Origin of the sequence: Tetragenococcus halophilus subsp. halophilus DSM 20339, assembly GCF_003841405.1 — a bacterium.
Classification (GTDB): Bacteria; Bacillota; Bacilli; order Lactobacillales; family Enterococcaceae; genus Tetragenococcus; species Tetragenococcus halophilus.
The window spans coordinates 707,840-734,388 of record NZ_PXYA01000001.1; the positions used below are offsets into that span (position 1 = coordinate 707,840).

Below are 26,549 nucleotides of genomic sequence, written 5' to 3' on the forward strand. Positions count from 1 at the left end.
GTTTTTATTAGAAAACATTCGGGGTCATTATTAATTGATTCAGTCCTTTGGCGAATTGGCCTAAAGGCGCACTTTTCGCTTTTCCTTCGCCAATCTGTCCTTTAAATGCACCTTCATGGGCTTGGAAACGAGGCTTTTTCTGTACCCAACGTTTCATAGCGTGCCAACGTTTTTCCTGGACAACCACATCATTCGGAAGGGCTTCGTATTGGTTCAACCAACCTTCCAATTCTTGGTTTCTTAAACTATCAATGACACGAATCATGGCTTGGGCCCCAGTTGTTGTCCACAAACGACCTTGGCGCTTCATGCGATAGGTGATTTTTCGATGGGTACTTTCGATCGTACCAATACAAGCTTTAGGATCCTTGATTCCTCGTGCTTTCAATGATTTTAAATAAGGCCAACTTCTTTGAAGATAGTGATGCAGTAAACGTAAATGCTCAAAATCTTCGGCTTCCTTTTCTTCAATCAAGCTTTCCGAAGTATCTAAAACCAGCTGGACCTCTTGCCAATTATAATGTTCAATCGCTCGTATCATCCGATGTTGGAGCTGGGGAACAAAAGCCATTCGTTCCTTGATTTTCCGATGGACATGGTACCGATCACGGAAGTGTTCATGACGCAAACAACCTAAAGCCAGTTCATCAAACACTGCTTTTTCATAACCCGAACCGCCGTCACTATTGGAAATGACCACGGTATGACGTAAATCATAATAGGCTTGAAGATAGGCCATCATTTCTTTATATGCTTTTTGCCGATTCAGATGACTCACAAAGTGCGGGGCGATCATTTCCGAACGGTTGCCTACTTTCTGGCTGCCTTCACACACTTGAAAACGGTGAACTTCAAGGGATTGTTTCTTCTGTCCGTTGATCTTTACGCCGTCTCCTTCCAGATATAAATAGGGCACTTTTTTCTTGGGGATCACGCCCTCATAACGACTTTCATGCGTGCTTCTGGCTTGGATGAATTCGCCCGTTTTAACCACCAATTGTTGCACATTTTGATGACTCATCTGCCAAGAAGTTAAACAGTCGATCGCTTGAGAAACATGACAATAGACCATGTTACTGCCTAATTGAGCCACGTTTCGCAGAACCAGCGAACTATAACGAAGGCCTTTTCGAATCCCTAGAAATTCATCTAAAGGGTAACGAATGTCGTTGGCTTGATTTTTCATTCGCCGACGAACATAGGTCACGGGACCAAACAAGAAGGTGATGGTTCTTTCGCTTTTACGATCGACGCGAAAGCCTTCTTTCTTACATTGCGCACAAATTTCTTCATCAAGCGTTTGAAAAGCTAGTTGGGTAATGGTCGCTATAAGTTGTGTAAAAAAGATCATCATGGCTCTTTCTCTTGCTAAAAAATTCGTTTCCTTCTTCATTACTTCCACTAAATCTGTTACAATAGAATCCATAAGAAACCGCCTTTGTTCATTAGTGCCTGTCACAGCCCAATGAATAGAGTAACGGTTTCTTTTTTATTCGTCTAGAGGATACCTCAATAAATTTTACACTTAGTTATAGTTCGAGATAAATAAACCTGTAAAATCAAAATCCTTCAAATTCATAGCAGACTTCTTTCTCAGTTCTCAGCTATAAATCTGAAGGATTAATTTTTGGTTACTTATACCTGAATGATTTATAAATTTTTCCCAGGATCATTCAATCCTTGGCATGTGCTTTTTTCTAAAGGTTGAGTTGCTTCACCTTCTGGGTGTACAAAAAGAACGCACTTCGTGTTATTGTAAAGTCAACGAAACATAACAATAAGGAGTGCGTTCTTATGTCTTTCACTTTACAACAAAATTCTCTTACATTCAATAAGCAAAAAGCCATCTTGATCGCCAATGACGGTGGCACCTTAACCAATGACGCGGGGCTCGTCTTACTTTCGGAGTTTCTAAATCAAATTCGTTTTGATTCCCTGTTAGCGCAATACGTTCATATTCCAGAGTATCGTGCCTTCGCCCAACATGAATGGCTGGATGTCGTAAAACAATGGCTATATCAATTGATCGCTGGTTATTCTCGAGACCGAGACGCCAATACCTTACAATATGATCGCCTTTTTAAGGAAGCATTGAAACAAGAACGCCTTAGTTCGCAATTTATGATGTCTACTTTGCTTCATACCTTGACAGAAGAAAATGTTAATCAACTATTACAAGTGGCGAAAAAACTTGGCGATTTAGGCATGGACCAGCAAAACAGCCAACAACTCGTGCTTGATCTGGATTCCACCTGTTGTCCCACTTACGGAAAGCAAGAAGCAGGGGAATATATTTACCACTATGGCCTCAATGGATATCATCCATTTGTGGCATTCGAAGGGTTAACCGGATTGGCATTAGATGTTCGCCACCGTCATGGTAAATCTTATACCTCCACCCACGCCGAAGATTATCTCGTAGAAATGTTGGCGCATTACCAACAACGTTCGAGTGATCCCACAATGCTTGTACGCGGGGATAGTGGCTTTGCCAAACCGGAAATTTATAAACAATGTGAGTGTCGAGGCGCCCATTATGTGATTAAATTGAAAAATAACGTACGGTTGATTCATTATGCGCAACATCTTGTCCAATATACCAACGGTACGGACTACACAAAGTCCGAACATCAATATTTTAAGATGGCTTATCAAGCAGATTCTTGGGACCGATCTCGAACAGTAGCCATCAAGGCTACTCGAAAAGCCGAAACTTTACTTTTTTCCGAATTTCAATTTGTGGTGACCGATTTCGCTCATCTTTCGCCCCAAACCATTTTTCAGCTCTATCAAAAACGAGGGAATATGGAAAACTTCATTAAAGAAATGAAGACCGGATTTTTCGCTGATAAAACGGACAGTCCTTCCTTTTTAGCGAATAAGGTTCGCTTAGCCCTAAGTTTTATCGCCTATAATATCATCCACTTGATGAAACAGCTGACTTTTCCGCAAGAGAAAAAGACGACGGTGATTGACACGATCCGTTTTCAACTATTTCATATTGCTGGAAAAGTCAAAGAACACGCGCGTCAAGTGCAAATTCACTTATCAAGTACGAATGTTTACAACACGCTTTTTTGGGAAGTCCTTACACGAATTCAGCGATTGAATCTCTAGTTTACTTTTCCCCTTTTCCTCTTGATAAAAAAGGCTTGGCTTTCATTCTCTAGGAAGAATTTTATCTTTTTTTAGCGTCGTTCGATCATCCCTTTCTATTCTTTATTCAAAAGCGGCGATAAAAAGGGAAAATAACATAAAAGTCACCTCGTTGAACAGTCGAATGCGTTATCCACAAATTTTTATAAATCATTCAGGTTATATTTGGAAAACTACTAAACGAAGAAAAATTATTTTATATAATTAAAAGTTCAAATTTGGCAAATTTAACGCATGAGCCAATGTACATATAAACTGCAACTTTTTATTTTCTCTAATAATTTTAACAAAAAAAGAGTTACACCTTTATGAACAAATATAAAGTTTTTAAATAAAATATCATTCGCGTACCCAATGAATATTTTTGACTCTTCCAGAGCCACTTAAGTTTCACCAGATTGCCATAAATGATAAACTTTTCCCTAAATACCTGATCATCAAAATTTATCCGTTAATATTCGGGAAACTTTTTGAGAGGCATTTCCAACCTCCCACTGACAAAACCTTTGCTCAAAGGCGTTTATCTTGTCTTCATATTGCGAAAATTCACCATATGATACGAACTCTTGAATAAATTGGTAAAACTCTTCTTCATTTTGTGCAATTGGTCCGGGTACCTCATCGTAATCTAGATAAAATCCTCGTAACTTTTCTTTATAATGTTCCATATCATAAGGGTAAAATAACATAGGTCGTTGTAATATCGCAAAATCAAACATTACGGAAGAATAATCCGTAATCAATAAATCGCTAATCAAATATAGTTCATTAATAGGTTCACTCATACAAACTTTGATCTGATCTTCGTAGCCTACAATATTAATTGAATCGCCAACTAAGTAATGGGGGCGAATGATCAATGTATCTTCTTTCCCTAAGCAACGAGTTATTTTATCTAGGTCAAAGGGCATAAAAAATTTGTAGCTTCCTTTTTTGATAAAGTAATCATCACGCCAAGTGGGCGCATAAAGAATAACTCGGCCGCTTTCTTTGCCAATAATCTTTTGCTTTAATTCATTTTGTAACTGCTTATTGTCTTTATTATTAACTAACTCGTCATTCCTTGGATAGCCAATTTCCAATATATTATTTTGAAATTGAAAGGCTTGCTTAAAAATTTTTTCAGAATACTCATTAGGAGCGATCAAATAATCCCAACGCTTAGCTTCAACAATAAAGTTATTTTTATACTTTTCTGTGTCAGTACCTGGCATCGCTACTTCTTGTATATCAGCCCCTAATTTTTTCAAAGGCGTTCCATGCCAAGTTTGGATGTAAACTGTATCTTTGTTTTTCTTTAACCAGTTAGGCATGCGTGAATTAAATATCCAAAAATTGGCTCGAGTAGTAAGCCATAGCCACTTGACTGAGAAACGAGGGACAAGATTCAAATCAGGATATTTTTCTTTTGCTTCCCTCATGTTCTCTTTTTTTATTCCCCAATATAAATTCTTCTTTTCCATCTTCTTGATTAGTTCCTGATAAATGGCGTAAGGGTTATCTGATGGTAATTTCCCATTGAATGTTTCTAATAAAACCATCCCTTTTTGTATGGGAAAAACTGTGGCAGAAAAATTAAAAATGATTTTATATATTTTACTAAGAACTCTTTTTATCATTTCTTGTACGAACCTTCCAAAATAAACTTTTAATTACAAATATAGGTAGTTGTAAAATCCGTTTAAACCTTTTACGATCAGTTAACGATCGGTACAACCACTCTAAATGGACATCAATAAAAAATTGAGGCGCACGTTTAACATGTCCACTAAATACATCAAAGCTTCCCCCAACATCCTGAAATACAGAAGCATCTAATTGGGGGATATTTCTTGCTAACCACTCTTCTTGCTTAGGAAAACCCAGTGCTACAAATAGAAAATCTGGCTTGCTATAGTTAATTTTTTCAATAATTTCAGTTTCTGATAAATCTGTATACCCATCGATTCTACCACTTAGTATTAAGTTTGGATAATCATTTTGGATTTTTTCCGCAGCATCAGCAACAACTTCAGGTTTGGCTCCGTATAAAAAAATACTTTTCTTATATGTATTCGCATATTCTAAGAACCGGTACATTAATTCAATACCTGCTACGCGTTCTTTAATTTGCCCGCCTAGTAGCTTTGAAACCAATACAATACCTATGCCATCAGGAATCCGATGTGTACTTTTTTTAATAAATTCATAGATCTCCGAGCGGTTCTGTCCTTCGACAATAATTTGTGGATTCACGCTAATAGCGCTCATCTTTTTATCACTTTGTAAATACTCTGGCAAGTCTTTAATAATTTCGTTATAAGTAATCACATCCACAGGAAATCCCATAATTTCTTCAGTTATCATATACGTTTTTCACCCACTTTAACAATTGTTCGCGAGCACTTCCATGCGCATATTCATTCCACATTTGATTGAAAGTTTCAAAGCCCTCCTCTGAAGGAGCTTGGATTGCTGAAACCAACTCATTTTGTTTCTTTACTATTTTTCCAGGTGCCCAATATTGAAACCCTTCTTCAATACCTACTTCTTTCTTATACTCCTCGTAATCATAACAAAAAAAGACCATTTTTCCATTAGGGTTAGCTAGGGAATACTCGAAAGGAATAGAAGAATAGTCCGTAATTAAACAATCTACTGAAGGTAAGATTTGAGCTAAATCCATCTCTTTAAAATCAGAAATGATTCCATCTATATCTTTCACTTTTTGATAAAGCTCTTTATCATGAGGGTGTGGCTTTACCATAACCAACCATTCATCGTTTAATTGTCTTTTCAAAGAGGAAAAATCCAAGGGTACTTCTGATTGATGTTCACGATAAGTTGGAACATACAATGCAATTTTTTTATTAGTAGGAAAATTATGTTTAAATTGTTTTTTTGCCCTATGTAACCATTCTTGATCAAAAAAAAGATCTGTAGGTAAATAACCAAAAGGTAGTTCATTAATTGCTTGTCGATAATTTTTCGCAAAAACGTCTGCCATTTTTTGCGAACTCACAACGTAATGCGTAAACTTATTATAAACCTCGATGTATCTTTCTCGATCTCTTTTTGTTACATTTTTAGTATACTTCGCTTCAAGTCCAAATAATTTAATAGCACCATTTGCATGCCACAATTGCACTACACTAGCTTTATTATTGAATGTAATACGAGCTAAGAAAGCAAAATAGTTATCACAAAAAACTAGCTTACTACTAGAAACAAGCGGCACAATATCTTTTATCAATACAGAAAAGGTATCAATACAATAAATTGGACAGCCTTTATTTTCATAAAACTCAGCTAGGTCTTTCGCATTTTTAGCATAACAAATAACCAATTTTTCTGGAAAATGTTTGTATAACAATTGTAAAGTCATTTGGCTACTCTCTGGAAAGCTAAGTAAGAAAATAATCCTGTCGTTCTTTTTTTTAGTTCTCTTACTAGCCAATTGAACCAACATTAAATAAAATTCTTTGCTTGCTAAAACAAGTGGGGTACTCACAAATATGCCTCCTGTTCCATACCTTATTATTTTACCTGAAAACAATGAAAAAGGAAACGTTCATTAAAGATTGGTATGTGTCAAGTTTATTGAGGTTGAATAAAAAAACCGTCTTTTGGGCAGACACGAAGTTATTTTTCAACCTCACTTTCGTTCGGTTCGCCCTCATCATCTCTAACAAAAACAAGTTTTTATTAGAGATAATTCGGGGTCATTATTAATTGATTTAGTCCTTTGGCGAATTGGCCTAAAGGTGCACTTTTCGCTTTTCCTTCGCCCATTTGCCCTTTAAACGCACCTTCATGAGCTTGAAAGTTAGGTTTTTTCTGTACCCAACGTTTCATAGCTTGCCAACGCTTTTCTTGAGCGACCACGTCGTCCGGAAGGGCTTCGTATTGATTCAACCATCCTTCAAATTCTTGATTCCGTAAACTATCAATGACACGAATCATGGCTTGGGCACCGGTTTTTGTCCATAAACGACCTTGGCGCTTCATGCGATAGGTGATTTTTCGATGGGTACTTTCGATCGTGCCAATACATGCTTGGGGATCTCTGATTCCTCGTGCTTTCAATGATTTTAAATAAGGCCAATTTCTTTGAAGATAGTGATGCAGTAAACGTAAATGTTCTGAAGCCTCGGCTTCCTTTTCTTCAATCAAGCTTTCCGAGGTATCTAAAACAAGCTGGACCTCTTGCCAATCATAATGTTCAATCGCTCGTATCATACGATGTTGGAGTTGGGGAACAAAAGGCATTCGTTCTTTAATTTTACGATGGACATGGTATCGATCACGGAAGTGTTCATGACGCAAACAACCTAAAGCCAGTTCATCAAACACGGCTTTTTCATAGCCTGAACCGCCGTCACTATTGGAAATGACAACGGTATGACTTAAATCATAATAGGCTTGAAGATAGGCCATCATTTCTTTGTATGCTTTTTGCCGATTCAGATGACTCACAAAGTGCGGGGCGATCATCTCCGAGCGGTTCCCGACTTTCTGGCTGCCTTCGCACACTTGAAAACGATGGACTTCAAGAGATTGTTTCTTTTGTCCGTTGATCTTTACGCCATCTCCTTCCAGATATAAATAAGGCACTTTTTTCTTGGTGATAATCCCGTCATAACGACTTTCATGCGTGCTTTTGGCTTGGATGAACTCTCCCGTTTTAACCACCAATTGTTGCACGTTTTGATGACTCATACGCCAAGATGTCAAACAATCGATCGCTTGAGAAACATGACGATAGACCATCATACTGCCTAATTGAGAGACATTGCGCAGGACAAGCGAACTGTAACGAATGCCTTTTCGAATCCCTAGAAATTCATCTAAGGGGTAACGAATGTCATTGGCTTGATTTTTCATTCGTCGACGAACATAGGTCACGGGACCAAACAAAAAAGTGATGGTTCTCTCGCTCTTGCGATCGACGCGAAAACCTTCTTTTTTACATTGCGCACAAATTTCTTTATCGAGCGTTTGAAAAGCCAATTGTGTGATCGTGGCTATAAGTTTTGTAAAAAAGATCATCATGGCTCTTTCTCTTGCTAAAAAATTCGTTTCCTTCTTCATTACTTCCACTAAATCTGTTACAATAGAATCCATAAGAAACCGCCTTTGTTCATTAGTGCCTGTTAGCCCAATGAATAGAGTAACGGTTTCTTTTTTATTCGTCTAGAGGATACCTCAATAAATTTTACACTTAGGACACATTTTTCGAGAGTCTTTTTTCGAAACGAATCCACTCTCGAGAATGTGTCATCGTGGATAAGTTCCTCAAAAAAATGTGTGGGGAAACTCTAGACCTATGCCAACATTTTTGCTTGATCTTCCGCTTGCTGGGGCGTCAGGTAGTTGATATTTCCATGAATCCGTTCGCGATTGTACCAACCATTAATATATTGGAATAAAGCGAGACGGGCTTCGTCAAAACTTCTATAGTGCTTCAAATAAACTTCTTCCTTTTTCAAGGTCGCATGAAAAGATTCAATCCCTGAATTATCATAGGGCGTTCCTTTGCGACTGTAAGAATGATTGATGTGACATTGTAGGAGAAGATTTTCAAATTCATAGCTCGTATATTGCGTGCCTAAATCTGTTTGTAAGATGAGTCCCTTACCATCTTTTAATTGTTGATTTTGCATGGCTTGCTGAAAAGCTTCCACTACAATCGGAGTGGTCATCTGTTTACCATAAGAATAGCCAATAATTTTACGAGAATATAAGTCCATGACAGAAGCCAAGTAAGTCCAGCCTTCTTTTTGCGTATGAATATAGGTAATATCTGCACTCCATTTTTGGTTGATCGAAGTCGTAGAGAAATCTTGTTTCAAGAGATTCTCACGCGATTCCACTTTTTCATGATTGCTTGCTGGACGATATTTTTTTCGAATAATGGAACGAATACCAAGTTCTCGCATCAATCGTTGCACGCGCTTTAGACTGACTTTCCATCCTGACTGTATTAATTGATGCGTGATCTTAGGTGCGCCATAACGGCGCTTGCTTTTCTCGTAATTTTGTAGAATTTCTTTTTTTAATTGTTCGTTCTTTTGGCTCCTTTGGCTCGGACAACGGTTCTTGAGGCATAGTAAGTTGACTTTGATACCTCCAGTACGTTCGTTAATGTACGTACGGGGTATTCTTGACGCTCTTTATCAATAATTTCATAAATCAACGTGTCATTACTTACTCTTTCGTGAATATGGTGATAGCTTTTTTTAGGATATCAATCTCCTGTTTCATACGATGCATTTCCTTCTCCATTTGATGAATATCTGCCTGACTTTTGCCGGTTTCTTCATCCGGGGTATACGCTTTTTTCCAGTTATATATCGTTGCTTCTGAAATCCCATATTCACGTGCCAAAGAAGGAACACTTTGTCCTTGTTCATTTAATTGAAGAATCAATTCTCTTGTTTCTTGGTTGTATTGTTTTGCCATCATTGAACATCCTTTCATAGAATATTATAGTACTCTACAAAAATGTGTCCATAAAACTAACCTAACACCATATATTCAAAATTTTGATTATTGAGACGCCTAGTATTTCTTTTCATCAAAACATAAAAGACCCTTCTTCTTTATAACAAGAAGAAGGGTCTTTTATGATATATTTTGTTATTTTAACTAAAAAAATAATTATTTTTCATTGAGTATTTAACGTCTGAAATATCTACAGTAACCAATCGACTCTCATCTACTTTTTCTTGATCTACGAGATCGTAATTTTCCACTTCAAAAACAATCGTCGAACCCTCTACGCTTTTTACATTTCCGATAAAGGTGCGATGAAAATGTCTCGGCTGAACTTTATAGCGTTCCCCTACTTGAATATTTTCTATTACATTCATCAGTTTTACCCCCTAAAATAAACTTATAAAATCATTACTATAATATATACATAACATGTATATATTAAACATACAAGGTTTTTGATAAAAAAAGTTTTTAAAAAGCTAAATTTCTTTAATAGATATAGACCAATAATATTTATATCTTTATTTTCAACCTATAAATTAGACATTATTTTATCTTTTCAGTGTATATACCAATTATCGAAAAAACTATAGTTTATACACTTTTTAATCCAATAACTAAAATATATTATATCTATAAAAAAAAAGCTCTTTTTGTATAGCTTTTAATACTATACAAAAAGAACCTTGACTTCTTATTTTATATCAATTTTACGAAAAACATTTCCAACTTTATGCATAAAACTGGATTCTTCTTTATTCAATGCATTTTTGAGGTCTTCATTTTGTTTTTCTAAATCTTTTATTTTTTTCTTATCTTTTCGTTCGTTTGTTTCATATTGTTTATTTTTATCTTTTACTCTTTTTAGCCCATCTGCTCTTCTTTTCTCGTAACCTTGTAGCCTATCGGCTAATTCATTTATTTCTAACCGATTAATCGGTCTAATTAATTCGGGAAGTTTCATCTCCTCAAGCACAGTGTCCAGTGGCGCTGGTTTATCATAACGATAAATGTGGTCAAGTTCATTTAATTCAAGAAACTGGAGAAATCGTTCAAAGTTCTCTTTTTGAACCTTTTCTGGTGCATGAAAGTCAACTTTTTCAATTAACGAGCTTAGGGTTGTATCATCTGTAATCTTATTGGCCCAAACATGTGTTAAATTGTGATAGTCAGTTAACTCTCTCATCCGCGCATCTTTTGGAATAAGCCTACCGCAATTGGCATTCCGAATGTCAACTTAACTCTCATCCGCGCATCTTTTGGAATAAGCAAACTAGGTGTACCAGCGATCGTAGCAGTAATATTTCCATGTAAACGTGAGCCTACAGCTAAATCTGGTTTTTTTAGAAAATCGATCCAAGATTTTGCATTGATCGGAAAGCGAACTCTATCTTCTTTATAAAATTTATGTGTTATGTTAACAGGATAATGTTCAGTATTTTTTTTTAACTTTTCATTCCCTAAATAAGTCATTTTTAACTCTTTTTGCCATTGCGGGATAAAATAATAATTTGGATACTCTACTGATGAACGTTCCATAAATTTTAACACATTATCGGGCGATAATTTTGAACCATTAAGAGCAATCAACGAATCTTTTGTTATCGTCGTATCACGAATATTTAAGTCAGGGCCAAAACTATACATAGAAGGACAACCAATGACTATGTGGTCCTTACCTTCTTTAAAGCCCAGTGAAGTTAAATAATCAGCTGTAATTTGTCCACGAACACCGATAGTAGTAGAATGTTCTAATACTGCTTTGACAAATTCCTTTACTTCCTTATCAAAAGGGAAACCTTCTTTTAGATTCGGTTCAAATGGCGCTTTTAAACCAACCCCTATGACAATAATTGGTATTTTTAACTTTTTAAATAGTTTCGTATAACCTTTAAGTTGTTTAACAAAAGGTTCTCTAAAAGCGTCTGCCAAGGGTATAATATATGCATCATATGTCTTGTTAATTTTTTCTGCGTCATTTTCGTTAATCCGATAATTGTCAGGAGTAATTTCTACGTCATCAGTTGTTAAATTACGGTAAACTGAAAAAGCATAAATTAAATTTCCAACATTACCGCCAATTCTTGTATTTATTACCATATCCTCTGCCGTTTTAACATCAGTGGGTGCTATACCAGAACGCATTAAATATTTTTTAACCATAAATTTCTCCTATATCTTTATTTTTTTCTTCTGCTTGTTCAGAAAATAAATGATCAACTAATCTTTCACTTGATTTACCATCTTGATATTTAAAATGCTTATCCAAAAATTTTGGAACTTTCTCCTGCTCAAAGTCTTCTTCTTTTAAGGCAATAATTAAGTCGTCAAAAGTTTCCACGATTTTTCCAGGAACAAAAGCTTCATAAGGCTCGTAAAAATCTCTAGAAGTAATATAATCCTCTAAGTCAAAAGCATAAAACAACATCGGTCTTTTGAAGACGGCAAATTCATAAATCATTGATTAAAAGAAACTTTTCTATCGTATGTATAAGTATCGGTTTACCATCTAAATCTAAAAATTGTTTAGGTAAAGGAACATTTCCCATCCTAGAACCTGAACCGCCTGCTAATATACCTGCATAAATCATTTACTAACTCTCCTCATAAATTTTTACTATTATTTTCGACACTATGTTTTTTTAATCGTAGCATGTTATAAAGGAGAAAACAATTGGAATCAACAACCATATATTAAAATAACAATAATGAACTTTTATTAAATGGAAAATACTTTTTCATTTAATAAAAAATAAACCTCAAAGACTATCTAAAGTCTCCGAGGTTTAAGCAAATTTTTCGTTTTTTACGGATAAATCCGATTCAATAAACGTGGGAATGGAATGGCTTCACGCACGTGTTCGATCCCAGCTAACCAAGTTACTGTTCTTTCTAGTCCTAGCCCGAAACCTGTATGTGGGACTGAACCATATCTACGTAAATCTAGGTACCAGGAATATTCATTTTCATCCAAACCATAATTTCTGATTTGTTCTAATAAATAATTATAATCAGTTGCCCGCTCGGAGCCACCAATAATTTCGCCATACCCTTCTGGAGCGATCAAATCAGCACAAATCACAACATCATCTCTGGTAGGATGAGGCTTCATGTAAAAAGGTTTTGTATCTTTTGGATAATTTAAAATAAATACCGGCTGATCAAATGAATTTGCAATAAATGTTTCATGCGGCGCCCCGAAATCTTCGCCCCATTCAATATCCTCAAAACCATTTTCTTTTAACATACTTACTGCATCATCATAAGAAATCCTTGGATAAGGTAATTTAGTATATTTCTCTAATACTGAACGATCACGCTCTAAAACATGTAAAGCATAATCGCAATTATCTAACAGGCTTTGCACTAGAAATGCTACATATTCTTCTTGAATATCTAGACTTTCTTCTTGATGCATAAAAGCCATTTCTGGCTCCATCATCCAAAATTCAATCAAATGGCGACGTGTTTTGGATTTTTCCGCCCGAAAAGTTGGACCAAAGGAAAATACTTTGCCAAAAGCCATCGCAGCAGCTTCCATATACAATTGTCCAGATTGTGATAAATAAGCTTTTTGATCAAAATAATTTGTTTCAAATAAATCGGTCGTACCTTCTGGCGCAGATCCAGTTAAAATCGGTGGATCTACTTTAGTAAAGTGACGATCATTGAAAAATTCGTAAGTCGCGCGAATAATTTCATTGCGCACTTGCATAATGGCATGTTGTTTAGAAGAACGTAACCACAAATGACGATGATCCATTAAAAATTCTGTTCCATGCTCTTTGGGAGTAATAGGATAATCATGACTTTCGCCAACCACTTCAATATCTTGTACACCTAATTCATAACCAAACTTTGAACGACTATCTTCTCTAATTTCACCAGTAACCCAAATTGAAGTTTCTTGTGGTAATTCTTTTGCTAAGTGAAATATCTCTTCAGAAACATCATTTTTTACGACAACACCTTGAAAGTAAGCTGTACCATCGCGTAATTGCAAAAATGCGATTTTCCCACTAGAGCGTTTATTAGCTACCCAAGCGCCGATCTTTACAACTTCACCTACATGCTTGTTGGCATCGATAATTTGAATTTTTTCCAATTGTGTCTCTCCATTCTATATACTACATTTAACATTTTTAATTTTGTCGTTTTTTCTCTACGAATTCTTTTATTCGTTTCACCATTTCTTCCAACGTTCTCATATCTGTTGCATAGCTGATACGGATATTTTCATTGGAGCCAAAACCTTGGCCTGTAACAGTAGCTACATGAGCTTCATTTAATAAAGCCTCTGTAAATTCAGTTACGTCATTATAACCACAAATTTCCATTGTTTCTTTTACATTAGGAAAGAAATAAAAGGCGCCTTGCGGTCTTTGCAATTTAAATCCAGGGATCTCTAATAATAATGGATAGATGCGTTTCATACGCTCTTCAAAAGCTTTGCGCATTTCCTCTACAGAATCTTGTGGACCATTTAATGCTTCTGCTGCTGCATATTGACTAGCGGCTGCCGGATTACTTGTCGACTGCGAAGCAATATCTGACATTGCTTTAATCAAGTCTTTGTCACCAGCAACAAATCCAATGCGCCAACCAGTCATCGAATATGACTTAGAAACACCATTAACGATCAATGTTTGCCGACGAATTTTCTCAGAGATAGTAGCAATAGGTGTAAATACATTATCATCATAAACGAGCCGTCCATAAATATCGTCAGAAACAATCAATATATCATGCTCAACTGCCCACGCTCCAATTTTTTCGAGTTCTTCTTTGCTATAAATCATACCTGTTGGATTTGAAGGGGAGTTTAAAATGACTGCCTTGGTATTTTTAGTCCTTGCTTCTTCTAATTGCTCAGCGGTCACCTTAAATTGATTTTCTTCCTTACCTTTAACAAAAATAGGCGTCCCTGCAGCTAATTTTACTTGTTCCCCATAACTCACCCAATAAGGAACAGGGATGATCACTTCGTCCCCTTGATTTAAAATTGCTTGGAATAAGGTATAAAGTGCAAATTTCGCGCCATCAGTTACCATTGTTTCTGATGTATCATAGCTTAAGCCATAATATTTTTTCAAATAAGCAACGATGGCTTGTTTTAACTGCGGAATCCCCGCTGTAGGTGTATAAAAACTCGTTTTTCCAGAACGAATTGCTTCCACAGCAGCTTCTTGGATATGAACTGGGGTAGTAAAATCTGGTTCTCCGACAGTTAAACTTAAAACATCAGCGCCTTGCGCCTTTAATTGTTTTGCTTTTTCTGAAGCCCCTAAAGTTACAGAAGGCTCTAAATTCTCGGATCGTTGTGAAAATCTCATGTACATACATCCCTTTCTAATTACAAGCTAGATATCCTGAAGATCTTTGACTTCTTCTCCATCTTCAAATTGCAGTAAGTAATAATTACTATCCTCTCCATCTTCGTCATCAGTAGTGACAACTTCCCAAACTGGTGTGTCATCTACCATGCCTAAGCTTGCTTTTTCAATACTTTCATCTTCATGTTCCTGTAACACTGCCTGCTTTGCCTCTAGTTCGGTCAATCCGTCATCTTGCTGTTCAATTGTTACTTTATTTCCCGATTCCGGAATAATCACAGCCAATGCTTGGTCATTTTTATCTTTTCCCATTACCGTAAAATAGTTTTCATCACGCCTAAACCAATAAAAATCATCCACGGTATCAATATTCGCATATTCTTCGGCAATTTCTACTGCTTCTTTTTTTGCTTGTCGCATTGGACGTGAAGCACGAATATAAAAAATTATAGAAAAGAAAATAATGAAAAGCAAAACCATGCTGATGACAAATAAAACAGTGACTTTCTGTTTTTCTCTTTTTTCATTATCTGGCACTTTTAAACGCACCCTTTCTTTTTAGCTAATCTCTATTATACAAAAAGTTAGATGGAAACTGTACCATTTTTATACAAAATTTATTGCTTTTCTAAAAATTCGTCTATTACTTGCTTCATTTCACTAACTGTGGCTTCTTGAATAGGTAATTCTTTCGGCAGTGCTTTTTCCAATCGTTTGCCATAACTTTTAGCAATTAAACGCCGGTCAAACAAAATCATCAATCCTTTATCATTTTCTGAACGAATTAAACGACCTAATCCTTGCCGTAATTTCAACGCGGCTTTAGGTAAGCTTTCTTGTGAGAAAGGATCAAGTGATTGATCTTTTAGATAATAATTCCTAGCTCTAATAAGCGGTCGTTGCGGATTTTCAAAAGGCAAACGCGTTACAATCAATAACTGTAATGCATCTCCTGGCAAATCAACACCTTCCCAGAAGCTGTCTGCACCAAATAAAATGGATTGTTTAGATTGAATAAATCGTTTAAGCAACTTTTCTTTACTCCCGCCCATTCCTTGCGCCAGAATTTCTCTACCTTTACTTAAAAAATGTTGATGAATTTTTTTGTATACTTTTTGCAAAATTTCATGAGAGGTAAACAAAACTAAAGCTGGTTGATTAATATCTTCTAAAAGTACTGTTAAGTTTTCTGCCAGATAACTTGCATAAGCATCACTACTTAGTTCATTTACATTGATATCATTTTTAGCAATTAAGAGTTTGGCTTGATTCGCATAATCATAGGTTTGCGGAATTACTTTTAATGGCGCCTCAGGGATCCCTAATTTTTTAGCAAAATAGTTTCTATTTTTAGGAACTTTCAACGTGCCCCCCATATAAATAATTTTTTCATAACGATCATACCAAGAAGTATTCGGTAAAATTGCCGCATGGAAATCAATAAGCTGAATACGTGCTGTTTTCTTATTTCCGTATAAATACAACCAATGCACATAATGAGAAGACCAATTAGTCAGCCAGTCCTTTATAAAAGAAGCTTGAGCCTTCATTTCTTCATAAAAAGAAAGAAATTCGCCAAAATAAATTCTTTGCCGGTCCAACCAAGCGTCGCTTATTTTATTCATCTGCTCGTTCAATTGTGACTGAATCTCTAGTAACTCTTGATAATACAGTAATAATCGCTGAATGGTTTTCTCACAACTTACTGACAAATTTTGGCGTTGTTCTGCCTGCAAGATAATTTCTTCTTGTACTGGCCATTCTTCAAACCACTCGGCAAAAAGGTCTTCTTGACATTCGATTATCGCTTGTAGTTCTTCTTGATATAAATGAAACAATCGCAAACTTTCAGTTTGATCTTCTAGCATTATTTCTATTTGGTCAAACAACTGATCATCGTCATAAAATTGATTGACTCTGCGTTGAAACGCTGGTGTATCAAGATAATGTTTGGACACTTTTTCCATGGTTTCTGGCAGATGATGGGCTTCATCAATAAGTAAGTAACGACTTTTCGGTAATAAAGCCTGGGCTCGCTGTGTTTCTTGTGCTAAGAAAGCATGATTTATGATCAAAACATTGCTTTGTGCCATCCGTTTTTGCAAATGACGTAAAAAGTCTTCTTGGTAAAGCGGCTGTTGATCTGACAAATATGCAACACCACGATGACTAATTTCTTGAAATAATAAGTGATCTAAGCGAATTAAGTTTAATTCATCTAAGTCTCCTGTCATCGTTTGCGTCAACCATACTAAAATCCCCATTTGATATAAAGCATATTGTTTCTGTTGGACAGGTGTATCCAAAGTAGCCTTAAAGCGCTGCAAGTCGATATAATGACTTTTGCTTTTCACAACTGTTGCATAAAGCGGTTGTTCAATTAAGGTATTTAACAAAGGAATATCCTGATCAATTAACTGGTGCTGCAGTAAAATCGAAACAGTACTGATCACCATAGGATTTTCTGGTGTTGCTAGAAAAGCGGCTGGTAATAAATAACCAATCGTTTTTCCCATACCTGTTGATGCTTCAATTAATAAATTCTTTTCTGTACTTTCAGTAAAGTGACGAAAAATAGTATTCATTAACTGCCCTTGTTCTTTACGATAAGATAGTTTATCTTGATAAAGTTTTACTTTTTCTTTTTTAGTTTTAGGATAAGGCTTTTCATAATAGTTTTCATCAAACAGTGGAACTTCTTTTTTACGCAAAGCAATCCCCTCAATGACTTCTAATGACGATGCTAAAGGCGGCAGTTTTGTTTGCATTTCTTTTGTGATTCGTTCGATAAAAATACTGGTTTCTTTACTGGTTACCTCACTTAGTTGCGTAATTTTTTCTAATGTTACCAGCGGCAATTCCTGCATCTTTGCTTTAATATGTAATAATAAAGCAGCTGTTACCTCAGCGTCACTGTCTGCTTGATGTGGTGAATCATGTTGTAAGCCTAAACTTTCAGCTAAATCATTTAAACGAAAACTAACCTGTGTAGGTAAAAAAATTTGTGCTAACTCCACGGTATCAATACCTGGAATTTGTAACTCAGGCATCCCACAACGTGTTAATTCATGATTTAAAAAATTATAATCAAAGTGAATATTATGAGCAACAAAAGTTGTATCTGCTAGAAAGTTGTAAATGGTTGCTGCGACATCTTCAAAATATGGCGCCTTTTTCACACGTTTATTCGAAATATGCGTTAAGTGTTGAATTTGTTTTGATATTGTTTTAATCGGATTGATATCTACTGCAAAACGATCGATGATTTTATCATCTTTGACTAGTACACAGCCAAACTGAATAATACGATCCGTCTTAGGATCCGTTCCGGTTGTTTCGATATCTACAATTGCATAAGTGGTATTCATTACTTCTCACCTTTTCTTTGCTTCCTGCATTATAATACAGAACCGCTTAAAAACCAATGAAGGAAAATAAAGCGACTTGAAGTAAGGTCTTTTTTTAGAGAAAACTAGCTACTTTGGTAAACCTACTCTAGCTTTGAAAAAATCTAGACCTACTTTAGCAGACTTACTCTAGTTTGGAAGAAATCTAGACCTACTTTGGCAGACTTACTTTAGTTTTGAAAAAATCTTGAGCTACTTTGACAGTCTTAATTTAGTTTTGAAAAAATCTTGAGCTACTTTAGCGGTCCTACTTTAGTTTTAAAGGAAACTAGAGTCGCTATGAATAACTATCCTCTTTTTTAAAAAACACACACGTTATCTAAACGACTAAAAAAAAAACGGAGCAGCAACTGCCCCGTTTTTTGCTTGATTTTTTAAATTAAGCTTTTACTACATTAGTAGCTTGTGGTCCACGTTGTCCTTCTTCGATATCGAAGTTAACAGTTTGGCCTTCTTCTAAAGTTTTGAAACCTTCTTCTTGGATAGCTGAAAAGTGAACGAATACGTCGTTTCCATCTTCACCTGTGATAAAGCCATAGCCTTTTTCTGCGTTGAACCATTTAACTGTTCCTGTTTCCATGTAAAAAAATCCTCCTTGTGTATAAACACATATTTTGCAAATCCTTGTTAAGTGAATATTTGGAAGATGTTCTTAGATGAAACAAGCTACCATAAATTACGTAACAAAAACTACATTTCATAGTATAACACATAAACTAGAAAATAACTAACTTTTTGCAAAAGATTTTTATTATTTACTTTTTTACGCCTAATAAACAAACTAATATCTTAATGTGGCATATAAACTCTTTTCACCAGGAGCATCTTCTTGTTCTAGTACAAATACATCTCCGCTATTACGTAATACATCACGAGCAATTGTATTTAGTACTTGACGCCAATCATATTCAGCCTCAGGATCTTCACCAAAGTTTTCTTGCAAATTAGATGTCGCGATAAAGAATTGATCTACTCGACCTAATTCCGCAGCTTGTTTAATATCAGCAACTTGTTCGAAACTTTTGCGATTCATCAGTTTTTGATAACTTTCAATTTCTCTTTTTGATAATTCTTCGGTAATTGGACCTGTTGCTTCTTCTATTTCTTGGGTAGAAAGTTGCGCTGGCGAACGAGAAATAGCAATACTTGGGTCATAATAATTGTATTTTGCATTTTTCTTAAATGCGGTTTGATTTTCGGTAAGAGCAAAAAGGTAAAGTGGTACTTTTTCTTCATTTTCGACCTCATTACGCAAGAAACTATCGATTGCTTGATAATAATTGTTCCAATCGATTTCTACTTCCTCATCTTTAGGATTTCCGCTATGATAACCTAAGCCAGAACGGAAATCGGCGTCACCACCGGTAAGTTCTGTTCCTAGTGCTGTTTCTAAATCAGTCGGTGCATCTTCTGGAAGTTCAACTTCTGAGAGTTTTTTATTACTCATAAAATATAAACTCATCGAACTACGATTTAACGCCATTAAATAGTAACGGTAGTTAAATTGCGCATTTTTGATAATAGCCAGTAGATAAGGTGTATCTCCGACATAATATTGATCATCAACTCGAATACTTAAACGATGAATATAAGTTTCTTCAGCAGTCAAAATTATGGCAACACTTGTAGTTGCATCACGGAAAAATGTTCTATCGTTTAATAAATCGTCAAATTTTTCTTGGAATGGTTCCCAATCTTGGTCTGGATAACGTTTATCAAAGCGTTTTTTCGCTTCTTTCATAAAATTTTTGATCTTTAATTGATCTTTTTCAACGCCTTGAGGAGTCACATTTGTATTTATCATAATTGTAACAAATGGACCTTGTACCCCTTCATTTGACAAACGATCTAATAACTCTCTTCCAATTTTTGCCATATATTATTCCCCTCCTACATAATTTATATGCTACATTTTAAGTGTACCATGACTAAGCATTATAACAAAATAAAACGTTACCATCATTTTTTCTTTAAATTAAGTTCCCCTTTACAAATAGGAACGTTTGTTCGTATAATGATAGAAGAAAGCAGGTGATGGATTTGGTTTCTTTTAATTATAAAAAAGAACCCTTGCGTGATATTTTATTTATTGATGTAAAAAGTTTTTATGCTACAGTAGAATGTATTTATCATGGTTGGGATCCTTTAGAAACATTACTTGTAGTGGCTAGCCACGCGGATAATACTGGTAATGGTTTGATTTTAGCTGCTTCGCCTAAAGCCAAAGAAATATTGGGAATATCTAATGTCTCGCGAATTGATAATTTGCCCGATCATCCTTTATTAAAGCAGGTTCCTCCACGGATGAGGTTATATATTAAAGAAAATGTTCTACTGAATAATTTATTTAAAACATATGTAGCTCCAAAAGATTTATTGATCTATTCCATTGACGAATCTATTCTGGATATCACTTATTCATTAAATTTATTTTTTCCAGATCTCAACTTATCGCGACAAGAAAAGCGCTGGTTAATGGCTAGAAAAATCCAGACAGAAGTCTATGAAAAAACAGGTTTGATTCTCTCTGTAGGAATTGGTGATAATCCCTTATTAGCAAAGTTAGCTTTAGATACAGAAGCTAAGTATCGCAAAGAAAATAGCTATATGGCCGAATGGACTTATCAGGATGTAAAAAACAAAGTTTGGCAAATTGATCCTATGACTGAATTTTGGGGGATTGGTTCGCGTACGAAAAAACAACTGGCTAAAATAGGGATTAACACCATCGAACAATTAGCGAATTCAAATATTGATTTACTTTATTATCGATTTGGCGTTATTGGTGAACAGCTCTATCATCATGCCAATGGTATCGATCGAACCATCTTAGCGGAAACCCCACCTACCGTTAAAGAAAAATCTTACGGTAATAGTCAGGTACTTCCCAAAAATTATACCAAACAGCGTGAAATTGAGATTGTTATCAGCGAATTAGCAGAACAAGTGGCCGCACGAATTCGGCGACATGGTTATTTCACCTCATGTGTACATCTTTATATCGGTGCAGCTTATGGTGAAACAGATGGTGACTTTTCCCATCAGATGAAAATTCCCGCGACCAATACTAATAAAGAATTAAAAGCACATTGCCTGCGTTTATTTCGACAATATTATCAAGGACAAGCGATTCGTCATATTGGTATCTCCTATTCTAAATTAACTTATATTAAGGCCCGAGAAATGGATTTATTTGAAGATGTAGATAATTATATAAACGAAGAACGCTTAGATAAGATCATCGATAAAATTCGAGCAAAATATGGTTTTCACTCAATTTTTTATGCGACGAGTAAATTAGAAGGTGCTCGCAGCCTTGCTCGCAGCCATCTAGTTGGTGGACACAACGGTGGCGCTGGTGGTCTAGACGGTTTGTCTTAATTGATTACTATAGGAGTAATCATTTTCGTTTACAATCGTAAACAACGATGCTACACTATAAATGTATGATAAAAAAGGAGGAGTCGTAATGAGTGAAAATCATGAACATATGGATCACGCAGCAATGGAACACAACCATGAACATGGCGGACATTCTGGAATGGATCATTCCATGCATATGGGAAATTTAAAACCAAAATTTTTTATTTCATTAATTTTAACTATCCCAATTATTTTAATGTCGCCGATGATGGGTTTGGATTTACCTTTTCAATTTCAATTTCCAGGTTCTGAATGGCTCGTATTGATCTTAGCTACAATCTTGTTCTTTTATGGCGGAATGCCATTCTTACAAGGTGCAAAAATGGAACTATCCTCAAAACAACCAGCAATGATGACATTAATTTCTTTAGGGATTACAGTAGCGTATATTTACAGTTTATATGCTTTCATTGCCAATAACTTTATCCCTCAAATTGACCATGTGACAGATTTCTTTTGGGAATTAGCTACATTGATCGTTATTATGTTACTAGGTCATTGGGTTGAAATGAATGCAGTAAGTAATGCTGGAAACGCCCTAGAAGAAATGGCGCAATTATTACCAAATACTGCGCATGTTGTCGATAAAAATGGAGATACAAAAGATGTTTCTTTGCAAGATGTACAAGAAGGTCAACATGTATTAATCAAAGCAGGTGAAAAAATTCCAACTGATGGTACAGTATTAAAGGGAACAACCAGTGTTAACGAAGCGATGGTTACTGGTGAAGCTAAAGATGTAGAAAAAGAACAAAAAGATACTGTTATCGGTGGTTCTGTTAACGGATCGGGTACTATTACAGTTGAAGTCACCGGAACTGGTGAATCAGGTTATCTTTCTCAAGTTATGACTCTTGTTGAAAATGCACAAAATGAAAAATCAAAAGTTGAAACCCTATCAGACCAAGTGGCTAAATGGTTATTCTATGTTGCTCTAGCAGCTGGTATTCTCGCTTTTATCGGTTGGTTAATCACAGCAGATTTGAGCACAGCTTTTGAACGTATGGTAACAGTGCTTATTATTGCTTGTCCGCACGCATTAGGGCTTGCAATTCCGCTAGTGATTGCCCGTTCAACTTCGCTAGGTGCTAAAAATGGTTTGCTATTACAAAATCGCGAAGCATTAGAAACAGCTAAAAAAGTTGATGTCATTTTAATGGATAAAACAGGTACCTTGACAGAAGGGAACTTTGCGGTAAATGACTATCGTTCATTTAGTGAGGATTATACAGCAGATCAAGTACTCACTTATATTTCAGCTCTAGAACAAAATTCTAATCACCCACTAGCCGTCGGAATTTTAAATAAAGCCGAAGAATTATCTTTAGATATTCCAAAAGCTTCTGATGTTGATAATTTACCGGGCGTTGGTTTAGAAGGAACTGTTAACGGAAAAGATATTAAAGTCGCTAGTGTTTCTTATTTGAATAAACAATCGATTGACTACGATCAAGATAATTTTGATGAATTATCAAGACAAGGAAATTCGGTTAGTTTCCTATTAATTGATGAGAAAAATATTGGATTAGTCGCTCAAGGGGATCAAATCAAATCTACTGCTAAATCCATGATACAATCACTAAAAGATCAAAATATTGAACCTGTGATGTTAACAGGAGATAATCAACAAGTAGCACAAGCTGTCGCTAAAGAATTAGGTATTGATGATGTGCACGCTGAATTAATGCCGGAAGACAAAGAAACAATGGTCAAAGATTATCGTGATAATGGCCAAACTGTAATGATGGTCGGTGACGGCGTCAATGATGCGCCTAGCTTGGCCAGAGCAGATGTCGGTATAGCCATTGGTGCTGGTACAGATGTTGCTATCGACTCAGCTGATGTCATATTGGTCAAAAGCGATCCATCCGATATCATGCATTTCTTAACATTAGCTAAACGTACGCAACGTAAGATGGTACAAAATATCTGGTGGGGCGCTGGCTACAACATTGTAGCTATTCCATTGGCAGCTGGTGTTCTTGCACCTATCGGTATTATCTTAAGCCCTGCAGTTGGCGCGATCGTGATGTCATTAAGTACAGTTATTGTTGCTATTAACGCAATGTTACTGAAAATTGATTAAACTTTATTTAAAAAGAAGTTACCTGATGGTAGCTTCTTTTTTTATGTCTAAGCTTCTTTTAAAAAAATTTCACTTTATCAGTGACATTTTGTCACTTTTGTTGTATAGTAAGCGAGTGACATATCGTCACTTTTATTAAATCATGATTTATTCAGGAGGTTACAAATATGTTTTTAGCATTAAAAGAAATGCATTATTCTAAATTACGTTTTGGCTTAATTATTGGAATGATGGTTTTAATTGCTTATGTCGTCTTTATGCTCTCCGGATTAGCAAGAGGACTAGCAGAAGAATTTAAAAAGGGTGTGGAGGACTGGCAAGCTGAAGAAATTGTTTTGTCTGATGAAGCAAATCAAACACTTACTGCTTCTCAGCTAACAAGAAGCAATATTGATGATATTCAAAGTTCTACTAAAGCTCCCATTGGTTTATACAGCGGAGCGATTAAGGGGACTCAACAAGATATCACAGTTTTTGGTAGTACTAAGCAAGCTTTTTTATTGCCTGAACTAATTCAAGGTGAAAATTTCAAAAATAAAGATGATATTATTATTTCGCAAAACCTAGCAGATACAGGCTATCAAGTTGGCGATAAAATTAATATTGGTCAATACGAAGAAGATTTAACCATCACTGGTATTTTCCCCGAATCTTACTATACCGTAAGTCCTGTGGTTTATACAGATCTAGAAACTTGGACATCATTGAAGTTTGGCGATCAACCATTTGCTTCTGATGAGGAAAAACCGATCAACGCCATTGCTACAAAAGAAAAGGTTAACCAAATAGAAAATGATGAAGATTTTGATCTCTTGACGACTCCCGAACTAATTGAAAATATTCCTGGCTACTCAGCCCAAAATCTCACATTAGATGCTATGATCTATTTCTTGTTCGTAACAGCTACAGCCGTCATAGGCATTTTTATGTATGTTATCACATTACAGAAAAACGCCATTTTTGGTGTGATGAAAGCACAAGGTATACGGAATTGGTTTATAGCAAAATCAATCATTGCCCAATCGTTCGTAATAGGAATACTTGGTACTGGAATCGCGATGATACTTGCTTACCTTACAAGCTTGGTTTTACCTACTGCGATGCCTTTTGCCATTATTTGGTCCCAATGGCTACTTTATAGTTTCGTTTTAGTTTCAGTCGCTATTATTGGCGGACTATTCTCGATACGATCAGTCGCTAAAGTTGACCCCATCACTGCTATAGGAGGATAAATATGGAAGATATATTAATTATGGACAATATTTTTAAAAAATTTGGTTCCGGCCATACAGAAATTACCGCGTTAAAAGAAGTTAATTTTACAGCCAAAAAGGGAGAATTCATAAGCATTATTGGGCCCTCAGGTTCAGGAAAAAGTACTTTTTTAACTATTTCTGGTGGTCTACAGAGCCCAACAGCTGGAGATATTTCAATTAATGGAAGTTCTTTTTCTAACTTATCAGAAAAAAAGCGCTCCGATTTACGTTTTAAAGAAATTGGCTTTATTTTACAAAGTTCTAATTTAATTCCTTTTTTAAAGGTTAAAGAGCAATTTATTCTAGTCGACAAAGTAGATAAACGTAAGGCTTCTAACGAGCAAATAAACCAACTATTAGAATCCTTAGATATTGCTTCTTTGAAAAACAGCTACCCTCGGGATCTGTCTGGCGGTGAACGACAACGTGTGGCTATCGCACGCGCATTATTTAATAACCCAAGTTTGATCCTAGCAGATGAGCCCACGGCAAGTTTAGATACAGAACATGCTTATGAAGTAGTGAAGTTATTAGTAAAAGAAGCGCATGAAAAGCAAAAAGCTACGGTTATGGTAACCCATGACGAGCGTATGATTCAATGGAGTGATCGAACCTACCAAATGAAAGATGGTCAATTACTTAAAATGGATAAAAATTGAGCTGTTTCTTTTCCGTAGTGACAAAAAAAGTAAGCACGAGTATACTGTGAATAAAGATCACTAAAGGAGAAAAGTAATGCCTAAAGAAACCTTTCTTAATTTGTCACTGGAAAAAAAGCAGCATATTGAACAAATCTTATTGGAAAAATTTTATAATCGACATATTAGTCAAGTGAAAGTTTCAGAAATCGTTGAAGCAATGCAAATGTCTCGCGGTGCTTTTTACAAATATTTCCAAGATTTAGAAGATGCCTACTTCTATCTTATTCATAAATATGCTATGAAAATTCATGAAGATATTTTGACGTCTATCAGTCAGCATAAACAGGACTTTTTCTTAGGTATCGAAAATTTTCTGAGATACTGCAGCGAATTAGACCGAAACGATCACTATTGGCAAATGCTTCAATTACTTACTCAAAGTAGTCATTCACAAATGACCCAACGAAAAAAACTGTCACCAGATTCACCTATGTTTTCTCAATGGTTAGATCTGCTTAAACACAATCATTTTGTTATGGATTCTTATGATGAGGCTCTTAGTTTCTTATATTTCATAATGAATTTAGTGATGGATGCTCTTACTGATTGCATTGTCAATAATTGGAATACAGAAGAGTTGGTCCATGACTTCCACTTTCAAAAGAAATGGCTACTACAAGGAATTAAATAAAAAACTACTTCATAACGATTTTTTTACTATTATTCTTATCTGGAAATTTGAGCTCTTCTATCTAATTTTTCGCAAAAAA

General features: G+C 35.6%; 21 protein-coding genes and 2 pseudogenes. 6 read left to right on the forward strand and 17 right to left on the reverse strand.

Annotated features, from left to right (window positions below; translation table 11 throughout):
* Positions 1 to 7: 7 nt before the first annotated feature.
* On the reverse strand, positions 8 to 1,426 hold the full coding sequence (locus C7K42_RS03290) for an ISLre2 family transposase (RefSeq protein ID WP_124175390.1): 1,419 nt from the start codon (positions 1,424 to 1,426) through the stop codon (positions 8 to 10).
* 368 nt (positions 1,427 to 1,794) lie between these two features.
* Here C7K42_RS03290 and C7K42_RS03295 point away from each other — a divergent pair, with 368 nt between their 5' ends.
* Positions 1,795 to 3,117 carry an IS1380 family transposase gene (locus C7K42_RS03295; protein WP_124175391.1) on the forward strand — a complete coding sequence of 441 codons (1,323 nt, stop codon included), beginning with the start codon at positions 1,795 to 1,797 and terminating at the stop codon, positions 3,115 to 3,117.
* A 476-nt stretch (positions 3,118 to 3,593) separates the two neighbouring features.
* Here C7K42_RS03295 and C7K42_RS03300 read toward each other — a convergent pair whose 3' ends face one another.
* The 16 genes and pseudogenes from C7K42_RS03300 to C7K42_RS03370 form a co-directional block, all read right to left on the reverse strand.
* Positions 3,594 to 4,775, reverse strand: a complete 1,182-nt coding sequence (locus C7K42_RS03300; RefSeq protein WP_014125006.1) for a CDP-glycerol glycerophosphotransferase family protein — start codon at positions 4,773 to 4,775, stop codon at positions 3,594 to 3,596.
* Positions 4,756 to 5,502 carry a WecB/TagA/CpsF family glycosyltransferase gene (locus C7K42_RS03305; protein ID WP_014125007.1) on the reverse strand — a complete coding sequence of 249 codons (747 nt, stop codon included), beginning with the start codon at positions 5,500 to 5,502 and terminating at the stop codon, positions 4,756 to 4,758. The genes C7K42_RS03300 and C7K42_RS03305 overlap by 20 nt, the downstream gene beginning before the upstream one ends.
* Complete coding sequence (locus C7K42_RS03310; RefSeq protein WP_014125008.1) at positions 5,492 to 6,646, reverse strand: CDP-glycerol glycerophosphotransferase family protein; 1,155 nt, start codon at positions 6,644 to 6,646, stop codon at positions 5,492 to 5,494. The genes C7K42_RS03305 and C7K42_RS03310 overlap by 11 nt, the downstream gene beginning before the upstream one ends.
* Positions 6,647 to 6,840: 194 nt before the next feature.
* Positions 6,841 to 8,259, reverse strand: a complete 1,419-nt coding sequence (locus C7K42_RS03315) for an ISLre2 family transposase (RefSeq protein ID WP_124175392.1) — start codon at positions 8,257 to 8,259, stop codon at positions 6,841 to 6,843.
* A 200-nt stretch (positions 8,260 to 8,459) separates the two neighbouring features.
* Positions 8,460 to 9,600: pseudogene (locus tag C7K42_RS03320) on the reverse strand (IS3 family transposase).
* Between the two features lie 179 nt (positions 9,601 to 9,779).
* Entirely contained in the window at positions 9,780 to 10,007 is a 228-nt protein-coding gene (locus tag C7K42_RS03325) for a hypothetical protein (RefSeq protein WP_061840820.1), read from the reverse strand.
* A 320-nt stretch (positions 10,008 to 10,327) separates the two neighbouring features.
* Positions 10,328 to 10,819 (reverse strand): hypothetical protein, encoded by a 492-nt coding sequence (locus C7K42_RS12975; RefSeq protein WP_200811709.1) that lies wholly within the window; start codon positions 10,817 to 10,819, stop codon positions 10,328 to 10,330.
* On the reverse strand, positions 10,816 to 11,796 hold the full coding sequence (locus tag C7K42_RS03330; protein WP_200811710.1) for a polysaccharide pyruvyl transferase family protein: 981 nt from the start codon (positions 11,794 to 11,796) through the stop codon (positions 10,816 to 10,818). Before C7K42_RS03330 ends, C7K42_RS12975 begins: the two co-directional genes overlap by 4 nt.
* Entirely contained in the window at positions 11,789 to 12,094 is a 306-nt protein-coding gene (locus tag C7K42_RS03335) for a CDP-glycerol glycerophosphotransferase family protein (protein ID WP_200811711.1), read from the reverse strand. The genes C7K42_RS03330 and C7K42_RS03335 overlap by 8 nt, the downstream gene beginning before the upstream one ends.
* 4 nt (positions 12,095 to 12,098) lie before the next feature.
* A pseudogene (locus C7K42_RS03340) lies at positions 12,099 to 12,224 on the reverse strand (NTP transferase domain-containing protein); the annotation flags it as partial.
* Positions 12,225 to 12,439: 215 nt separating this feature from the next.
* The gene (gene asnS / locus C7K42_RS03345; RefSeq protein ID WP_103099912.1) at positions 12,440 to 13,738 is read right to left on the reverse strand and encodes an asparagine--tRNA ligase; all 1,299 of its coding nucleotides are present in this window, start codon (positions 13,736 to 13,738) and stop codon (positions 12,440 to 12,442) included.
* Between the two features lie 37 nt (positions 13,739 to 13,775).
* The gene (locus C7K42_RS03350) at positions 13,776 to 14,966 is read right to left on the reverse strand and encodes a pyridoxal phosphate-dependent aminotransferase (protein ID WP_103099913.1); all 1,191 of its coding nucleotides are present in this window, start codon (positions 14,964 to 14,966) and stop codon (positions 13,776 to 13,778) included.
* 27 nt (positions 14,967 to 14,993) lie between these two features.
* Positions 14,994 to 15,503 (reverse strand): cell wall elongation regulator TseB-like domain-containing protein, encoded by a 510-nt coding sequence (locus tag C7K42_RS03355; protein WP_307718629.1) that lies wholly within the window; start codon positions 15,501 to 15,503, stop codon positions 14,994 to 14,996.
* Between the two features lie 80 nt (positions 15,504 to 15,583).
* Positions 15,584 to 18,334, reverse strand: coding sequence for a helicase C-terminal domain-containing protein (locus C7K42_RS03360; RefSeq protein ID WP_103099914.1), 2,751 nt, complete (start codon positions 18,332 to 18,334; stop codon positions 15,584 to 15,586).
* 418 nt (positions 18,335 to 18,752) lie between these two features.
* Positions 18,753 to 18,953 (reverse strand): cold-shock protein, encoded by a 201-nt coding sequence (locus C7K42_RS03365; RefSeq protein ID WP_103097272.1) that lies wholly within the window; start codon positions 18,951 to 18,953, stop codon positions 18,753 to 18,755.
* 201 nt (positions 18,954 to 19,154) lie between these two features.
* Positions 19,155 to 20,249 carry a baeRF6 domain-containing protein gene (locus C7K42_RS03370; RefSeq protein WP_014125015.1) on the reverse strand — a complete coding sequence of 365 codons (1,095 nt, stop codon included), beginning with the start codon at positions 20,247 to 20,249 and terminating at the stop codon, positions 19,155 to 19,157.
* 158 nt (positions 20,250 to 20,407) lie between these two features.
* Here C7K42_RS03370 and C7K42_RS03375 point away from each other — a divergent pair, with 158 nt between their 5' ends.
* From C7K42_RS03375 to C7K42_RS03395, 5 genes are all read left to right on the forward strand, one after another.
* On the forward strand, positions 20,408 to 21,754 hold the full coding sequence (locus tag C7K42_RS03375) for a Y-family DNA polymerase (RefSeq protein ID WP_103097271.1): 1,347 nt from the start codon (positions 20,408 to 20,410) through the stop codon (positions 21,752 to 21,754).
* 88 nt (positions 21,755 to 21,842) lie between these two features.
* On the forward strand, positions 21,843 to 23,882 hold the full coding sequence (locus C7K42_RS03380) for a heavy metal translocating P-type ATPase (RefSeq protein WP_014125017.1): 2,040 nt from the start codon (positions 21,843 to 21,845) through the stop codon (positions 23,880 to 23,882).
* A 167-nt stretch (positions 23,883 to 24,049) separates the two neighbouring features.
* Positions 24,050 to 25,114, forward strand: coding sequence for an ABC transporter permease (locus C7K42_RS03385; protein WP_103099915.1), 1,065 nt, complete (start codon positions 24,050 to 24,052; stop codon positions 25,112 to 25,114).
* A gap of 2 nt (positions 25,115 to 25,116) precedes the next feature.
* Positions 25,117 to 25,797, forward strand: coding sequence for an ABC transporter ATP-binding protein (locus C7K42_RS03390; protein ID WP_103099916.1), 681 nt, complete (start codon positions 25,117 to 25,119; stop codon positions 25,795 to 25,797).
* 76 nt (positions 25,798 to 25,873) lie between these two features.
* Positions 25,874 to 26,470: a TetR/AcrR family transcriptional regulator gene (locus tag C7K42_RS03395; RefSeq protein ID WP_103099917.1), complete on the forward strand. Its 597-nt coding sequence runs from the start codon at positions 25,874 to 25,876 to the stop codon at positions 26,468 to 26,470.
* Positions 26,471 to 26,549 lie beyond the last annotated feature (79 nt).

Excerpts from the sequence above, each read along its gene's own strand:
- C7K42_RS03290 (WP_124175390.1), bottom strand. The coding sequence starts at position 1,426 with ATGGATTCTATTGTAACAGATTTAGTGGAAGTAATGAAGAAGGAAACG.
- C7K42_RS03295 (WP_124175391.1), top strand. The coding sequence starts at position 1,795 with ATGTCTTTCACTTTACAACAAAATTCTCTTACATTCAATAAGCAAAAA.
- C7K42_RS03300 (WP_014125006.1), bottom strand. The coding sequence starts at position 4,775 with ATGATAAAAAGAGTTCTTAGTAAAATATATAAAATCATTTTTAATTTT.
- C7K42_RS03305 (WP_014125007.1), bottom strand. The coding sequence starts at position 5,502 with ATGATAACTGAAGAAATTATGGGATTTCCTGTGGATGTGATTACTTAT.
- C7K42_RS03315 (WP_124175392.1), bottom strand. The coding sequence starts at position 8,259 with ATGGATTCTATTGTAACAGATTTAGTGGAAGTAATGAAGAAGGAAACG.
- C7K42_RS03325 (WP_061840820.1), bottom strand. The coding sequence starts at position 10,007 with ATGAATGTAATAGAAAATATTCAAGTAGGGGAACGCTATAAAGTTCAG.
- C7K42_RS12975 (WP_200811709.1), bottom strand. The coding sequence starts at position 10,819 with ATGAGAGAGTTAACTGACTATCACAATTTAACACATGTTTGGGCCAAT.
- C7K42_RS03330 (WP_200811710.1), bottom strand. The coding sequence starts at position 11,796 with ATGGTTAAAAAATATTTAATGCGTTCTGGTATAGCACCCACTGATGTT.
- C7K42_RS03335 (WP_200811711.1), bottom strand. The coding sequence starts at position 12,094 with ATGATTTATGAATTTGCCGTCTTCAAAAGACCGATGTTGTTTTATGCT.
- C7K42_RS03350 (WP_103099913.1), bottom strand. The coding sequence starts at position 14,966 with ATGAGATTTTCACAACGATCCGAGAATTTAGAGCCTTCTGTAACTTTA.
- C7K42_RS03360 (WP_103099914.1), bottom strand. The coding sequence starts at position 18,334 with ATGAATACCACTTATGCAATTGTAGATATCGAAACAACCGGAACGGAT.
- C7K42_RS03365 (WP_103097272.1), bottom strand. The coding sequence starts at position 18,953 with ATGGAAACAGGAACAGTTAAATGGTTCAACGCAGAAAAAGGCTATGGC.
- C7K42_RS03370 (WP_014125015.1), bottom strand. The coding sequence starts at position 20,249 with ATGGCAAAAATTGGAAGAGAGTTATTAGATCGTTTGTCAAATGAAGGG.
- C7K42_RS03375 (WP_103097271.1), top strand. The coding sequence starts at position 20,408 with ATGGATTTGGTTTCTTTTAATTATAAAAAAGAACCCTTGCGTGATATT.
- C7K42_RS03380 (WP_014125017.1), top strand. The coding sequence starts at position 21,843 with ATGAGTGAAAATCATGAACATATGGATCACGCAGCAATGGAACACAAC.
- C7K42_RS03385 (WP_103099915.1), top strand. The coding sequence starts at position 24,050 with ATGTTTTTAGCATTAAAAGAAATGCATTATTCTAAATTACGTTTTGGC.
- C7K42_RS03390 (WP_103099916.1), top strand. The coding sequence starts at position 25,117 with ATGGAAGATATATTAATTATGGACAATATTTTTAAAAAATTTGGTTCC.
- C7K42_RS03395 (WP_103099917.1), top strand. The coding sequence starts at position 25,874 with ATGCCTAAAGAAACCTTTCTTAATTTGTCACTGGAAAAAAAGCAGCAT.